The organism is Micromonospora sp. CPCC 205539 (assembly GCF_036906815.1).
Lineage (GTDB): Bacteria > Actinomycetota > Actinomycetes > Mycobacteriales > Micromonosporaceae > Micromonospora.
The window spans coordinates 59,869-73,690 of the sequence record NZ_JBAKHW010000014.1 but is presented as its reverse complement, the minus strand read 5'-3'; the positions used below and the strand labels follow the sequence as shown (position 1 = coordinate 73,690).

The window sequence follows — 13,822 nt, the reverse complement described above, 5'->3', positions numbered from 1 at the left end:
GTCCCCATGACGGGGATGAGGATTCGGTGGCCCAGGCGTCGGCTCTGGCGATGGGGCGCGGTCGTGCTGGTGATCGTCGGGTTGGCGGTGGCGCTCTACCCACCGGCCCACTTCTGGGGCCCGCGACCGTATCGGCACCCGGACGGGATCTTCGGCGTGACCCGGGGCGACTTCGAGGACGACATCCTGCCGCACTACCAGGTCAGCCTGCCGTGTGACGTGGACGGCCTCCGCTACAGCAACGCCGAGGACATGACCGGCCCGATGGGTCAGTTGTACCTGCATTTCACCACCTCGCAGAGGTGCCTGGACCGGATCCTGGAGGGCTGGCTCGCGGCACCGACGCAACCGCCGACGATGACGCCGAGGGATCCCGACTTCCCGTTTTCCGCCTCCTCCATTCCGGACACCTTCGGGTGGCACTTCGACGCGGAGTCGTACGACGTCTACCAGCGCGCGGGAGACCTCGTGACGGGGAGCGTGGTGGCGGTGCGCGACGGCGGGCACCTCAGCGTCTACCTGCTCGCCCGCTACGCCCACTGACGTCGTCATCGACCACGGACGTATGCCCGAGATCGATCTGTGCTCCGGTCGTGTTCGGACCCTGACCCGTCGTAGTTAGCGTGGCGGACATGACGCCATCGATGCATACACCCGTGCACACCGGGCAGCGCGGCTGGACACCCTGGGGCATCGTCGCCGCATGCGTGGCGGCGGTGCTCGCCATGGCGTTCCTGCCGGTTCTCGGTTTCCTCGTCTGGATGTACGGCGGCCCGGACATCGATGAGCCGCGGGCGGCGACCGATCAGTTCGTACAGCACCTGGAGCGAATCGAGGACGACGCCGCCTACCGGTCAATGTGCTCGGACGTGCGGGATCGGATCACGATCGTGCAGTTCACCGAGGCGGTGGAGCGCATGGGCCGGCCCGTCTCCCACGAGGTCGGCAAGGGCGGGTTCAGCAACGAGCCCGGCACGGCCGCATCGGTGACCGTACGGGTGACGGGCAGCTCCGGCGCGACAACCTCGCTGAGCCTCCGCCTCGAAGACGAGACTCACGCGGGCTGGCGCGTCTGCGATCGGGCCTTCGGCTGACCACCTCGCATGTTGCTCGACGCGGGGCCGGCCCAGGTGGGCCAGCCCCGCGTCGGACGTCACGGCTTCCAGGAGCCGACGGTCTCGAACCGATACTGGTATTCCAGAACGCCCTTGGTGTCGTGGACGTCGAACACCACGCTGCCGGTGCGCGTGCTGCCGGCGGTCAGGTCGTTGCCGGACGGCATGGGCTTGCCGCAGCCGGAGAAGGCCCCGCCGATCGCGTTGGTCTCGGTGCCGTCGGGGGCCACCCACTGGAAGAAGAGCGGGTTCACCGAAGCGGTGCCCTTGGTGATCGACACCTTCACGTCGGCGATCACGTACATGCCCTCGTCGGGCTTGAGGCCGTACGTCGTGCACGCCTTCGAGGAGGTGGAGAACTTCGTCACGGTGATCTCGAAGCTGCCCTCGTCGCCATCGACGACGAGCGTTTCACCGGGTGCCATGTTCCGGGTCTCGGCGTTGGTCGAGGGCCTGGCCGTTGCGGGTGCGGTGCCCGGCGCCAGCCCGACGCCCCGGGTCACGTTGGGGGTCGGCCGCGCGTCGGTCACCTGTTCGGCGGCCCGGTTCGCGCCGATGACCACCGCCACGATGCCGCCGGCGCAGCACAGCAGGGCGAGGACGGCCGCGGTGACCGCGACGACCACCACGGTCTTCTTGGAACTCTTCGCCGGTGTGGGCGGGGGCATGGTGAGTGGGTACGCGCCTCCGCCGGGCGGCGGGTACGCGCCCCCGCCCGGCGGCGGGTACGCCCCGCCGGCGAACGGCGGCTGCGGCCAGGGCTGATCGGGCGAGGTCGGGTACGGCGTGCTGGCGAAGGGCGGCGGTGGCGCGCTGGCGTACGACGGCTGCGGTGTCGTCGCGAATGGCTGCGTCGGCGGCTCCGGATTCGGCTGTTGGGGGTCCTGCGGCCCGACGGGGGGCTGGGGGTGGGTCACCGTGCTCCTTGGCTCCTCGGCACATGCTGTTTCGGGAACCCGCCGACGCTATCGTGCGTCGCCGACGGCCCGGTCGCCGCGCTGGACCTCATCCCAACCGCCGGCAGCGGTGCACGGACCAGCTTGGACGGTGCCGAGGTCAGCCCAGCGGGAGTACGGCTGCGGTGCGGACCAGCCCGTCGGCGACCGTGAACCGGCCGCTGATGGTGGCCGGCGGTGCGGGTACCGTCGCCGCGGCCAGCCGGGCCACCGCGATCCGGGCGGTGAACGTGCCGGCGTCCGGGTCCAGCTCGAGCCGGGCATCGTGGAAGTCCAGCCAACTCCCGACGACCGGGAACCAGACCTTGTAGACGGTCTCCTTGGCGCTGAACAGCACGATCGGCCAGGACGTGTCGCTGGGCAGTCGCGCGCAGGTCTCCTCCTCCTCGGGCAGCAGCACGAGTCGGCGTACCCCCGGATTCAGCTCGCGGTGCTGCTCGGCGTCCATGCCGACGGACCGGACGTCGGTGGTGCGTGCCGCGGCGGCGGCGCAGTAGCCGGCGGTGTGGGTGATGGCGCCGACCACTCCGGCCGGCCAGATCGGGGCCCGGTCATCGGCGGCTGGCACGGGCGCCGGCGGCAGGCCGAGGTCGGCCATCGCCCGCCGGGCGCAGACCCGCCCGGCGGTGAAGTCCCGCCGCCGGCTCTGGACCGCCCGGTCGCTGAGGCACGCCTGCTCGGCGGGGAGCAGCTCGCCTGTCCAGTCGGCCGGGCCCGCGATGGCCACCGCGACCGACGGCGGCAGCAGGTCACGCATCACCGCCTCCTCGCCAATACCATCCGTGACGGTCCGACGACACTCGGTGGAGGGTCACATTTCCGACTGCCACGATGGGACAACGTACCGCAAGGATGTAACAGCGGAGGGGCGTGCATCGCTCTCCTGATGGCTCTGGGGGGACCACCATCAACCGCTGACCGGGCACGCAGCCCGCCAGCCCCGCGGACATCTGGAGAGGACGTGCGATGACCGATGGTGTGGATCGGCTGGAGCGCCGGGCTGACGAACACGCGCCGACGACCCCTGCCTGGGACTGCGGCTCCTGCGGGGACGAGTGGCCGTGTGCGGTGAAGCGCGGCCGGCTGCTGGCGGAGTACGGGGGTGACCGGGCGATGCTCAGCGTCTACCTGGGCTCATGTCTCGCCGCCGCCACCGAGGATCTGCGCGCCGCTCCGGTGATGTCCCTCCAGAGCCGGTTCATCGGTTGGCTGCCACGCCGTTCGCGACGCGGCTGAGCCCGCCGGTGGCCGCCGCCGCACGGCGGCGGCCACCGGAGGCCGGGCGGTCCTCAGGGCCGCCGGGGGCGCCGGGTCAGGGCGAAGCCGACCACGCCGGCCACCGCGGCCAGCACGCCGCCGATGCCGGTCCAGATCCAGCGCGAGCCGAGATCCGGCAGCCAGTCCGTCAGCGAGTCACCCTCGTCGTCGGCCTCCGGGTCCACCGGCGGTACGGCGTTGAGCACCGTGCCCGCCTTGGTGTTCGGCACCAGCGGTGCGGCCAACTCGCCGTCGTCGGCCGAGGAGCCCCGGTCGGTGATGGTGCCGACCAGCAGGTCCACGTCGACCGGCGCGCCCAGGTCCGGCTCCGGCAGGTCAACCACGGAGAGCCGGATGAGGTACGTGCCGGGCAGCGGGTCGGCCGACCACGGCTCCGCCCAGGGTCGCACCTCGCGCAGCGTGCAGCCCAGCGTCACGGTCGACGCCTTCGCGTCCACCGTCGGGGTCTGCGCCCCGGCCGTGCACGCCTGCCGGCGGCGCAGCCCGTCGAAGACGTCCACGGTCCAGGTGGAGCCGCCGCTGCGCGCCTTCGGGAAGGTGACGGTGGCGCTGATCTCGTGCACCTGGCCAGCGCTCGCCGGGAACGACCAGTAGAGGTAGTCACCGAGTGAGGCGTCCACCCGCACCGGTTGCCCGGCGGTGATCGGGGTGGCGGTGAGGAACGACGTGCCGGCCCGGGTGACCGGGGTGGCACCCGGCGAGGGGGAGGGCGCGGCGACGGCCGCTGCGGGGAGCAGGGCGGTCCCGCCGGCGGTGAGCAGCGCCGCCAGCGACCGGAACAGTGCGGTACGCATCAGTTCTCCCTCCAGGTGGCGACCCACCAGCGGGTGAGCAGGCCGGCGAGCAGACCGGTGAGCAGACCGGCCACGGTGAGCAGGGCGAGCAGCACCCAGCCCCGGCCGAGGTCCGGTCCGTCCGGTGCGGGAGCGGCGGCGACGACGTCGATGGTCAGCTCCACCGGCATGCCGGGGGTGGCCGAGGTGCCCGTACGTGGGGCGAACGAGTTGCTCACCACGAGGCAGACGGTGGTGGGCTCGACGGCCGTCGCCGGGGTCTCCTCGACCTCGGTGGCGTCCTCCTCGTCGGCGCTGGCCGACCAGCGCAGCCCGGCGGAGAGCACGTCGGCCCGGCCACTGCCGGCGTCCGCGCCCCGGACCAGCTCCCGGCCGTCCGCCGCGGTGGCCCGCAGCAGCACCCCGTAGTCCCGGTTCACCGGCCGGTCCAGCGCCATGCTCACCGACGCGCGCAGCTCCTGCCCCGCGCGGACCGGCACCCGGTAGTACCGGTGCTCGGAGAACGCCTCGCGGTCGGTGTACACGCCGGGGGCCAGCAGTGGCGCCGAGTCGCAGGCGTTCGTGCCGCCGACGACGGTGGGGGCCCGGGTGTGGGTGTCACCGGCCCGCTCGACGAGCTGCTTGATCCGGTCGGTCAGCTCCTCGGCGCTCTGCGCGGCGGTGTAGGTCCCGCCGGTCGCCGCGGCGATGCAGAGCAACTGCTTACGGACCTTCTCGTCGGGGGCCAGGCCGAGCGTGTCGACCACGAGGCTGGTGCCCTGGGCGGCCAACTCGCGGGCCACCTCGCACGGGTCCGGCGGGGCGCAGGTGTCCTCCCCGTCGGTGATCAGCACGATCCGTCGGGTGGTGTCCCCGGTGCCGAGGTCCTGTGCGGCTGAGCGCAGCGCGAGCCCGACCGGCGTGAACCCGGTCGGCCGCAGGGTGGCCACCGCCGCCTTGGCGCGGGTCCGGTCCACCGGGCCGACGGCGACGATCTGCTGGGTGTCCTGGCAGCCGACCTTCTTGTCCTTGCCCTTGTAGCTCGCGCCGAGCACCCGGATGCCGAGTTGGGTCTCCGCTGGAAGCGCGTCCACCACCTCGTTGAACGCCTGCTGGGCGACCGAGATCCGGCTTCGCCCGTCGATGTCGGCGGCGCGCATCGAGCCGCTGACGTCGAGCACCAGCTCGACCCGGGGCGGCTCGGCCACCGGCTCGTCGTCGGCCGCAGCCGGGAGCGGCCCGGTCAGTGCGGTGGTCGCCAGCAGCCCGAGAAGGACGGCCGCCGATCGTCTGAAGTTGATCACGGCCCGCAGTGTAATGAGATCCACTTTGGATGATCACCGGGGTGGTGGATCGGTGCTGATCGGGCGCTGGGTCCACGTCAGGTCACCCTCGGTCAACGGTCGGAGGGGAGGTGTCGGTCCGGCCGGTATCCGTCGGAAATCTGACCCAAGTCGACCCGTTGTGCCGCTGGTGCGCGGTGGTTAAGCTCATCGTGCGCGCCCCAATCGCCCGCTTCCCCCGTGGCAGGCGATCGGGGCGCGCGTCTATGTCAAACGGGCCCACACGCCGAAGCGTGCGGGCCCGTTCTCGTCGCGGGGCGCAGTTCGACGCTTATATCCAGCGGCCGTCCAGCCACATTCGGGCCAGCCAATCCGAGTACGGCATGACCCGACCCACGAAGATCGGATAGAAGTACCCGAAGCAGAGTGCGACCAGCAGCACGTACGCGCCGGCCCCCACGCTGCCCAGCAGTCGGCGTTCGTAGCCCGGGTCGCCGGGCACCAGCGGTGCCAGCACACCGACGTCCGCCCCCGCCGGGGCGATCAGCGCACCCAGCACGTACACCACGGCCAGCACCAGGAAGGGCAGCGCCGGGGCGGCGTAGAACGCGAACATCGTCCGGCCGTCGAGGGCGAACCAGAACCACGGCAACAACCCGGCGGCGACGCTGAGCAGGATCGCGCCGGCCCGCCAGTCCCGACGGGCCACGCCCAGCCAGGCCAGCGCCACCAGGGCGGGCAGGAACGACCACCAGAGCAGCGGGGTGCCGAGCAGCAGGATCTCCGAGGCGCAGCTCGGCGCGCCACAGGCGCCGTCGCCCGAGTAGTAGAACGCCACCGGGCGGCCGAGCAGCAGCCACTGCCACGGCCAGGACTGGTATTTGTGCGGGTCGTCCAGTTGGGTGTGGAAGCCGAACGCCGCGCGGTGGTACTCGAACAGGTTGATCAGTGGGCCGATCACGGGCGCGTCACTGAGTGGGGCGCTCGGGTAGGTCGACGCGAGCCGGTAGTAACCGTCGTCGCTGAGGAACCAGCCCGACCAGGTGGCCAGATAGGTGGCCACCATCAGCACACCGGCCAGCACCAGCCAGGGCAGCTCGTCGAGCACGGTGTCCCGCCAGGGCCGGCGGACCCCGGCCGACCGGCGGACGCCGACCTCCCAGAGGAGCACCAGCAGCGCGAAGGCCGGCACGAAGTACAGAGCGCTCCATTTCACCGCGCAGGCACAGCCGAGCAGCACCCCGGCCGCGAGCCGCCACCACGGCCAGGTGCGCCAGCCGGTCGGTGGTCGGCCGGCGCGACCCGGCACGGTCGGGTCGAGCCCGTCGTCCAGCGCCCGCGCCCACCGTCGACGGCGTGCGTCGCGGTCCAGCACCAACGCGCCGAACCCGGCCAACACGAAGAAGAGCAGGAAGATGTCGAGCAGGGCCGCGCGGGACAGCACCAGGTGGAAACCGTCCAGGGCGAGCAGCAGGCCCGCCGCGCAGCCCAGCACGGTGGAGCGGAACAACCGCCGCCCGATGCGGACCAGCAGCAGCACCGAGAGGGTGCCGACCACGGCCGCCGAGAACCGCCAGCCGAACTCCGGCGCGGTGGTGACCAGGTGCCCGGGAACGGAGACCTTCGACTCGGCGTCCTGGTAACCGAAGGCCCACTCGCCGAGGCCGATCAGCCACTTGCCCAGCGGGGGGTGCACCACGTACCCCGGGACGTTGTCCTTGTAGTTCCACTCGACGCCGCGCTCGATCAGCCCGTAGGCGTCCTTGGCGTAGTAGGTCTCGTCGAAGATCTTGCCCTTCGGGCCGGACAGGCCGACGAAGCGCAGGATCGCCGCGATGGCCACCACCACGGCGGTGGCCAACCACGACGTTCGATCCAGCCGGGCGTCGACGGTGGCGAATCGGCGACGGACCACCGCGGACACCCCGCCCCCACCGACGTCGGGTGCCGCTGATTCCGGGTCGGGGCGCTGGTCGCCCGCCGTCACTTCGACCAACTTTGCCGGGTCGGCGCTCGGGCTCTGCGCTGTCGACGCACTCGTCACCCGGCGATCGTAGGCTGCCAAGGTGTCACGTGGCGTCTGTCGTCCCTGATACCGATATCCGTTTGTCGACGAAGGAGACAATTTCGTGGGTGAAATGTCCGAGGTTGGCCGCCTGATCCTGCTCGGCGCCCCGCTCGGCAACCCCGCCGATGCCTCGGCCCGCTTCCGCGAGGTCCTGACCAGCGCGGACGTGGTGGCCGCCGAGGACACTCGCCGGCTCACCCGGCTGGCCCGCGATCTCGACATCACCGTCGGCGGTCGGATCGTCTCCTACTTCGAGGGCAACGAGGAGCGGCGGACTCCCGAGCTGGTCGAGGTCATCCTCGGCGGGTACGTGGTGGCCTTGGTCACCGACGGCGGGATGCCGAGCGTGTCCGACCCCGGCTACCGGCTGGTCCGGGCCTCCCTGGACGCCGGGGCACCGGTCACCGTCGCCCCCGGGCCGAGCGCGGTGACCACCGCGCTGGCGGTCTCCGGGCTGCCCTGTGACCGGTTCTGCTTCGAGGGCTTCCTGCCCCGTACGCCCGGCGCCCGCCGGTCCCGGCTGCGCGCGCTCGCGGCCGAGGAGCGCACCCTGGTCTTCTTCGAGGCACCGCACCGGATCGGGGCGGCGCTCACCGACCTGGCCGACGCGTTCGGCGCGGACCGGCCGGCCGCCCTCTGCCGGGAGCTCACCAAGACCTACGAGGAGGTCATCCGGAGGCCGCTCGGCGAGCTGGCCCGCTGGGCGGCCGAGGGCGATCCGCGTGGGGAGATCACCCTGGTGGTGGCCGGGGCCCCGGTGACGGCTCCGGAGCGACCCGACGACGAGACCCTGCGTACGGCGGTCGCCGAGCGGGAGGCGGCCGGTAAGTCCCGCCGCGACGCGATCACCGAGGTCGCCACCGAATACTCCCTGCGCCGCCGCGAGGTCTACACGATCGTGCACAGCTGACCCGGAGTCGGCGGGTCACCAGGCGGCGGCCAGGAAGCCGAGGGTGATCAGGGCCGGGCCGGCGAGGGCGACGAACACCGCCCAGCGGCGGTTCCGGCGCCCGGGCAGCCGGGTCGACCCGGTCCATCGGGCGATGCCGGCGGCGCACCCGACCACCACCAGCAGGCCGGGCAGCCAGCGCAGGTGCCGGCCGGCACCGGTGTCGGCGTACGCGGTGCCGCCGTCCGAGCCGGTCATCCGCGCCGCCAGCGCTGTCCCGGGGGTGTCCCGCCCGGCGGGGACGCCACTGACCCGCACCCCGTAGGCCACGAACTGGCCGTCGTCCGCCGTGAAGATCCCTCGGCACCGTTGGGTGAGTCCGCCGCCGGTGCAGTCGTCGACCAGCACCGTGCCGACCCGGGCGTGCCCGACCGCCAGCCAGAACGGGCCGGCGCTGACCCAGGCGAAGAAGGCCGCGACCAGGCTCAGCAGCACCAGCACGGCGAGCCCGGGCAGTGGGTCCGGCGGTGCGGGCGTCCGGCGCGCGGGGCCGCGTCGCCGCCGCGGCGCTGAGTCCTCCCGGATCGGGGTCCCATCCCAGTGCACCTCCTCGATCGGGGCCCAGAAGACGAGGCCGTCCTCCGTCGCCGGGACACCGCCCGGAGGCGTGGCGCCCCGGTGCCAGCCGCTCTGCTGACGGACCGGCACCCGACGCGGCACCGCGTCCACCGGCGCCCCGGTGGTCGGCTCCACCTCGACCGCTGCCGACGCGTGGGCCTGCACACCGCCCGGCACCGAGCTGCCCGTCGGGCCCGGTGGCTCGTCCCGGCCCGCCAGGTCCGCGCCCGCGGGGCCCTTCGGTCCGGGTCGGGTCGGGGTCGGTGTGGGCGCTGCCGGGGTTGGCCGGGCCGGAGTGGGCACCGGTGCGGCCGGGGTGGCGGCGTGATCGGCCGCGCCGTCCCGCCTCGGCGCGCTCGCCCGTCCGCCCGGCGTGGGTCGGGGCTGGGGCGCGACCGAGGGGCCCCGGCCCTCGCCGGACCCCGGGCTCGGGTCGTCGTCGACCGCCGGCCCGATGGGGAGGCCGTCGTGGTCCCGAGCCGCTCGTCTGCCAGTCACGAGGTTCATTGCACCCCGGCCCGGGAGGAGGATCGGGCAGCTCGACCGCGTGTCGGCGACAAATCGGACCATTGGCCGGGGTGGTCGGCCCGGTCCGTCCGGCCGGCACCCCCTATTGGTTCGCGGGTGCCCCGGACGGGTCACTAGGCTTGCTGCTCATGAGTCACGTTCTCGCGGCGGTGGCCTGGCCGTACGCCAACGGCCCACGCCACATCGGCCACGTCTCCGGTTTCGGCGTACCCTCCGACGTCTTCGCCCGGTACATGCGGATGGCCGGCCACGACGTGCTCATGGTCTCCGGCACCGATGAGCACGGCACCCCGATCCAGGTGCAGGCCGACGCCGACGGGGTCACCCCCCGCGAGCTGGCCGACCGCTACAACAGGGTGATCGTCGAGGACCTGCACGGGCTCGGGCTCTCCTACGACCTGTTCACCCGCACCACCACCCGCAACCACTACGCGGTGGTGCAGGAGTTGTTCGAGGGGATGCACCGCAACGGCTACATCGTGCCGAAGACCACCATGGGCGCGATCTCCCCGTCCACCGGGCGCACCCTGCCCGACCGGTACATCGAGGGCACCTGCCCGATCTGCGGATACGACAGCGCCCGCGGCGACCAGTGCGACAACTGCGGCAACCAGCTCGACCCGATCGACCTGATCGACCCGAAGTCGCGGATCAACGGGGAGACCCCGAAGTTCGTCGAGACCGAGCACTTCTTCCTGGACCTGCCCGCCCTGGCCGACGTGCTGCGCCAGTGGCTGGACACGCGGGAGGGGTGGCGGCCCAACGTGCTGCGGTTCTCCCGCAACCTGCTGGACGACCTCCAGCCCCGGGCGATCACCCGGGACCTGGAGTGGGGCGTACCGATCCCGCTGGACGGCTGGCGGGACCGGCCGGACAAGCGGATCTACGTCTGGTTCGACGCGGTGATCGGCTACCTGTCCGCCTCGATCGAGTGGGCCCGCCGCACCGGCGACCCGGAGGCGTGGCGGAAGTGGTGGTCCACCGACGGCGAGGGCAAGGACGCCCGGTCCTACTACTTTATGGGCAAGGACAACATCGTCTTCCACTCGGTGATCTGGCCGGCGCTGCTGTCCGGGTACTCCGGCGAGGGCTCCCGCGACGGTGAGCCGGGCGAGCTGGGCCGGCTCAACCTGCCCACCGAGGTCGTCTCCAGCGAATACCTGACCATGGAGGGGCGCAAGTTCTCCTCGTCCCGTCGGGTGGTCATCTACGTCCGCGACTTCCTCGAGCGCTACGACGCCGACGCGCTGCGCTACTTCATCGCCGCCGCCGGCCCGGAGAGCAACGACACCGACTTCACCTGGGCCGAGTTCCTCCGCCGCAACAACGACGAGCTGGTCGCCGGCTGGGGCAACCTGGTCAACCGGTCCATCTCGCTCACGGCGAAGAACTTCGGTGCGATCCCACCGGTCGACCCGGCCGGGCTCACCGAGGCCGACGAGGCGTTGCTCGCCGTGGCCCGGGCCGGCTTCACCACGGTCGGCGACCTGATCGGCCGGCACCGGCAGAAGCAGGCGATCGGCGAGGCGATGAAGGTGGTCGCCGAGGCCAACAAGTACCTGTCCGACCAGGCGCCGTGGAAGCTCAAGGACGAGGCGGACAAGCCCCGGATGGGCACCATCCTGCACGTCGCCCTCCAGGTGGTCAGCGACGCCAACACGCTGCTCACGCCGTTCCTGCCGCACTCCGCGCAGCAGGTGCACGAGCTGCTCGGCGGCACCGGGGTGCACGCCCCGATGCCCGTCATCGAGCAGGTCGACGACCTGGACGGCGGGCCGGAATACCCGGTCCTGACCGGTGACTACACGGTCGGCGCGCGCTGGGAGTCCGTGCCGCTGGAGGCGGGTCGGCCGTTGGCCGCGCCGAAGCCGGTGTTCCGCAAGCTCGACCCGTCGATCGTCGACGAGGAGCTGGCCCGGCTGGCCGACTGAGCAAGCCGTCGTACGAGATGAGCGCGGCCCCGGGAGCCCTCGGGGCCGCGTCTCACATCGCGTACCGGGTGTCCATCACCTGATCATCGGTCACCTCGGCGGCCGGCGCCCAGGCCTCGTAGACGCCCCGATCGTGGCACTGCGCCCCGGTGGCCACCACCGCGTCGGCGTCCGGGAAGCGCAGCCGAACCCGCAGCCAGCCGGCCTCCTCCCGCAGCACCAGGCAGGGCACACCCCGCCACTGCGCGAACCGGACCCGGCGGGCCACCGCCTCCACCGGATAACGGGCCGCCCGGGTCATCGCCAGCACCCGGAACCCGCCGGGCAGGTCGGCCACCGCCTCGTACTCGCTGTCGCCGTACATGCCCACCAGTTGGGTGGAGCGCGGCGCATCCCCGGTCGGCAGGTACTCCTGATCCGGCGAGAGACCCGGCACTCCGGCCAGCAGGTGCCGCCACTGCGGGCCCACCATCCGCAGCCACCCGCGCTGCTCGGCCTGGTAGGTGTAGAGCACCACCTCCACCCCCTCCGCCGGGTAGGCGAGCAGGCTGGCGTTCGCCGGCATCGGCAGGTCGGCGAAGTCCCGGGTGATGAACTCCGGGATGAGCTGGCCGTTGCTCGGCACGAACCCGGTCCCCAGCACCGGCGGACCCAGTCGGTCCCGGGACGGCAGTGCGATCAGACCCCGGTGCGTCTCGCCCATCGGCACGTCGTAGTCGCCGGGGTCGGCGGCCCGCCAGCGCAGCGCGTACGCCACGTCCAGGCCGTCCCGGCCGACGTCACCGTCGGTACGCAGCACCATGGTCGCCGTGGCCGTACGCAGGTGGGCGACGTCGTGTTCGCGGTAGCAGAAGCCGTGCGGCAGCCATCCCCGCACGTACCCGGCGAGCTGCTGGGCGGAGAGCATCTTCACCATCCGGGTGCCCCGCCGGATCACCGCCGACGCGCGCGCCGCCGCCAGCATCGGGTCACCTGCCGAGGCCGGCTGCTGGCTGAGCTGGTGCAGCTGTGCCCAGCCCCGCTCCCGGTGCGCCGGCATCATCAGCGGTGAGTCCGGCTCCTCGGCCGGCTCCGACGCCCCGTGCACCGCGGTCACCTCGGTCGTGTGCACGAACCGACGCCACGGCAGGGCGCTGCCGGGTCGTGGCGCCCACTCGAAGCCGGCCACCTCGTCGGCGCTGAACAGCTCGTACGCGGCGCCCCGGGCGATCTCCTCGGCCGGGTAGACGCCACCCCCGAAGGCCACGCGCAGCCCGGTACGTTCGCCGGCGGCGCCGCTGGTCTGGGGAGTGACGCTCACGCCGCCGCCTCGCTTCGCTCGATAGCGGCGCGAGGCGCCAGGCTGCTGTGCCTCATGGTCCGCTCGCTGCGCTCGCTCACGCGGCGACGGTAGAGTCGCGCGGCGTAGTCGAGGTGAACGTCGGGTGGCGAGCGGATGGACAGCCCCGATGTGTGATGCTGTCGCTGATGACCGAGCCCACTGAAACCCGCCGCGAGCGTGCCGCCCGGCGGGCCGGAGAGTTCCCGCCCGCGCCCGAGCCGCTGCCCCGGCCGGTGCTGGACAGCCACACCCACCTGGACATCACCGTCAGCGAGGCCGGCGTGCCCGGCGGTGGGCCGGCCGACGATCCGGTCGCCGCGGCGATCGCGCTGGCCACCGGAGTCGGTGTCGACCGGCTGGTCCAGGTGGGCGTCGACCTCGCCTCCTCCGGCTGGGGCGCGGACACCGCCGACCGGTATCCCGCCGTGCTGGCCACGGTGGCGCTGCACCCGAACGAGGCGCCCCGACTGCCCGACCTCGACGAGGCGTTGCGGGCGATCGAGAAGCTGGCCGCCCGCGACCGGGTCCGGGGGATCGGCGAGACCGGGATGGACTTCTTCCGCACCGGCGACGAGGGGCGCGCCGCGCAGGAGAAGAGCTTCCGGGCACACATCGACATCGCCAAGCGGTACGGGAAGGCGCTGGTCATCCATGACCGGGAGGCGCACGCGGACGTGCTGCGCATCCTCGACGACGAGGGTGCCCCCGACACCGTGGTGCTGCACTGCTTCTCCGGCGACGCCGACTTCGCCCGCGAGTGCGTCCGTCGCGGCTACCTGCTCAGCTTCGCCGGCACCGTCACCTTCGCCAGCGCCACCGCCCTGCGCGAGGCCGCCGCGCTCACCCCGCTGGACCAGATCCTGGTCGAGACCGACGCCCCGTACCTCACGCCGACGCCGCACCGCGGCCGGCCGAACGCCTCGTACCTGATCCCGCTCACCGTCCGCTCCCTCGCCGCGACCACCGGCGCCGACCTGGACGAGCTGTGCGCGGCCATCTCCGCCAACGGCGAGCGGGTCTTCGGCCCGTGGTGAGCCCGACCCGACGGCCGGCCCACCGGCC

Annotated in this window: 13 protein-coding genes; 6 read left to right on the top strand and 7 right to left on the bottom strand. The window is 72.7% G+C overall.

Features of this window, described 5'->3' with window-relative positions:
* The first annotated feature begins 6 nt into the window (after positions 1-6).
* Together V6V47_RS14800 and V6V47_RS14795 are read left to right on the top strand one after the other, a co-directional pair.
* A complete protein-coding gene (locus V6V47_RS14800) occupies positions 7-543 on the top strand; it encodes a hypothetical protein (protein ID WP_334628773.1) in 537 nt (178 codons plus the stop codon).
* Between the two features lie 89 nt (positions 544-632).
* Entirely contained in the window at positions 633-1,094 is a 462-nt protein-coding gene (locus tag V6V47_RS14795; protein WP_334628772.1) for a hypothetical protein, read from the top strand.
* A 59-nt stretch (positions 1,095-1,153) separates the two neighbouring features.
* On the opposite strand, the gene V6V47_RS14790 is transcribed toward V6V47_RS14795, so the two are convergent.
* Both V6V47_RS14790 and V6V47_RS14785 read right to left on the bottom strand, forming a co-directional pair.
* Entirely contained in the window at positions 1,154-2,032 is an 879-nt protein-coding gene (locus V6V47_RS14790; protein ID WP_334628771.1) for a DUF4352 domain-containing protein, read from the bottom strand.
* A 139-nt stretch (positions 2,033-2,171) separates the two neighbouring features.
* A complete protein-coding gene (locus V6V47_RS14785; protein ID WP_334628770.1) occupies positions 2,172-2,828 on the bottom strand; it encodes a 4'-phosphopantetheinyl transferase family protein in 657 nt (218 codons plus the stop codon).
* Positions 2,829-3,037: 209 nt separating this feature from the next.
* Here V6V47_RS14785 and V6V47_RS14780 point away from each other — a divergent pair, with 209 nt between their 5' ends.
* Positions 3,038-3,307, top strand: a complete 270-nt coding sequence (locus tag V6V47_RS14780) for a hypothetical protein (protein WP_334628769.1) — start codon at positions 3,038-3,040, stop codon at positions 3,305-3,307.
* 53 nt (positions 3,308-3,360) lie between these two features.
* On the opposite strand, the gene V6V47_RS14775 is transcribed toward V6V47_RS14780, so the two are convergent.
* From V6V47_RS14775 to V6V47_RS14765, 3 genes are all read right to left on the bottom strand, one after another.
* The gene (locus V6V47_RS14775) at positions 3,361-4,143 is read right to left on the bottom strand and encodes a peptidase (RefSeq protein WP_334628768.1); all 783 of its coding nucleotides are present in this window, start codon (positions 4,141-4,143) and stop codon (positions 3,361-3,363) included.
* Complete coding sequence (locus V6V47_RS14770) at positions 4,143-5,426, bottom strand: VWA domain-containing protein (protein WP_334628767.1); 1,284 nt, start codon at positions 5,424-5,426, stop codon at positions 4,143-4,145. The genes V6V47_RS14775 and V6V47_RS14770 overlap by 1 nt, the downstream gene beginning before the upstream one ends.
* Before the next feature lie 310 nt (positions 5,427-5,736).
* Positions 5,737-7,392, bottom strand: coding sequence for a dolichyl-phosphate-mannose--protein mannosyltransferase (locus V6V47_RS14765; RefSeq protein ID WP_442934239.1), 1,656 nt, complete (start codon positions 7,390-7,392; stop codon positions 5,737-5,739).
* A 151-nt stretch (positions 7,393-7,543) separates the two neighbouring features.
* Here V6V47_RS14765 and rsmI point away from each other — a divergent pair, with 151 nt between their 5' ends.
* A complete protein-coding gene (gene rsmI / locus V6V47_RS14760) occupies positions 7,544-8,383 on the top strand; it encodes a 16S rRNA (cytidine(1402)-2'-O)-methyltransferase (protein ID WP_442934238.1) in 840 nt (279 codons plus the stop codon).
* 15 nt (positions 8,384-8,398) lie between these two features.
* On the opposite strand, the gene V6V47_RS14755 is transcribed toward rsmI, so the two are convergent.
* Complete coding sequence (locus V6V47_RS14755; RefSeq protein WP_442934236.1) at positions 8,399-9,487, bottom strand: hypothetical protein; 1,089 nt, start codon at positions 9,485-9,487, stop codon at positions 8,399-8,401.
* Between the two features lie 149 nt (positions 9,488-9,636).
* Between V6V47_RS14755 and metG the strand changes: the two genes are divergently transcribed.
* Complete coding sequence (gene metG / locus V6V47_RS14750) at positions 9,637-11,439, top strand: methionine--tRNA ligase (RefSeq protein WP_334628763.1); 1,803 nt, start codon at positions 9,637-9,639, stop codon at positions 11,437-11,439.
* A gap of 52 nt (positions 11,440-11,491) precedes the next feature.
* Here metG and V6V47_RS14745 read toward each other — a convergent pair whose 3' ends face one another.
* The gene (locus V6V47_RS14745) at positions 11,492-12,739 is read right to left on the bottom strand and encodes a hypothetical protein (RefSeq protein ID WP_334628762.1); all 1,248 of its coding nucleotides are present in this window, start codon (positions 12,737-12,739) and stop codon (positions 11,492-11,494) included.
* Between the two features lie 155 nt (positions 12,740-12,894).
* Here V6V47_RS14745 and V6V47_RS14740 point away from each other — a divergent pair, with 155 nt between their 5' ends.
* On the top strand, positions 12,895-13,794 hold the full coding sequence (locus V6V47_RS14740) for a TatD family hydrolase (protein ID WP_334628868.1): 900 nt from the start codon (positions 12,895-12,897) through the stop codon (positions 13,792-13,794).
* Positions 13,795-13,822: the final 28 nt, after the last annotated feature.

Excerpts from the sequence above, each read along its gene's own strand:
- V6V47_RS14785 (WP_334628770.1), bottom strand. The coding sequence starts at position 2,828 with ATGCGTGACCTGCTGCCGCCGTCGGTCGCGGTGGCCATCGCGGGCCCG.
- V6V47_RS14800 (WP_334628773.1), top strand. The coding sequence starts at position 7 with ATGACGGGGATGAGGATTCGGTGGCCCAGGCGTCGGCTCTGGCGATGG.
- V6V47_RS14780 (WP_334628769.1), top strand. The coding sequence starts at position 3,038 with ATGACCGATGGTGTGGATCGGCTGGAGCGCCGGGCTGACGAACACGCG.
- V6V47_RS14795 (WP_334628772.1), top strand. The coding sequence starts at position 633 with ATGACGCCATCGATGCATACACCCGTGCACACCGGGCAGCGCGGCTGG.
- V6V47_RS14755 (WP_442934236.1), bottom strand. The coding sequence starts at position 9,487 with ATGAACCTCGTGACTGGCAGACGAGCGGCTCGGGACCACGACGGCCTC.
- rsmI (WP_442934238.1), top strand. The coding sequence starts at position 7,544 with ATGTCCGAGGTTGGCCGCCTGATCCTGCTCGGCGCCCCGCTCGGCAAC.
- V6V47_RS14775 (WP_334628768.1), bottom strand. The coding sequence starts at position 4,143 with ATGCGTACCGCACTGTTCCGGTCGCTGGCGGCGCTGCTCACCGCCGGC.
- metG (WP_334628763.1), top strand. The coding sequence starts at position 9,637 with ATGAGTCACGTTCTCGCGGCGGTGGCCTGGCCGTACGCCAACGGCCCA.
- V6V47_RS14740 (WP_334628868.1), top strand. The coding sequence starts at position 12,895 with ATGCTGTCGCTGATGACCGAGCCCACTGAAACCCGCCGCGAGCGTGCC.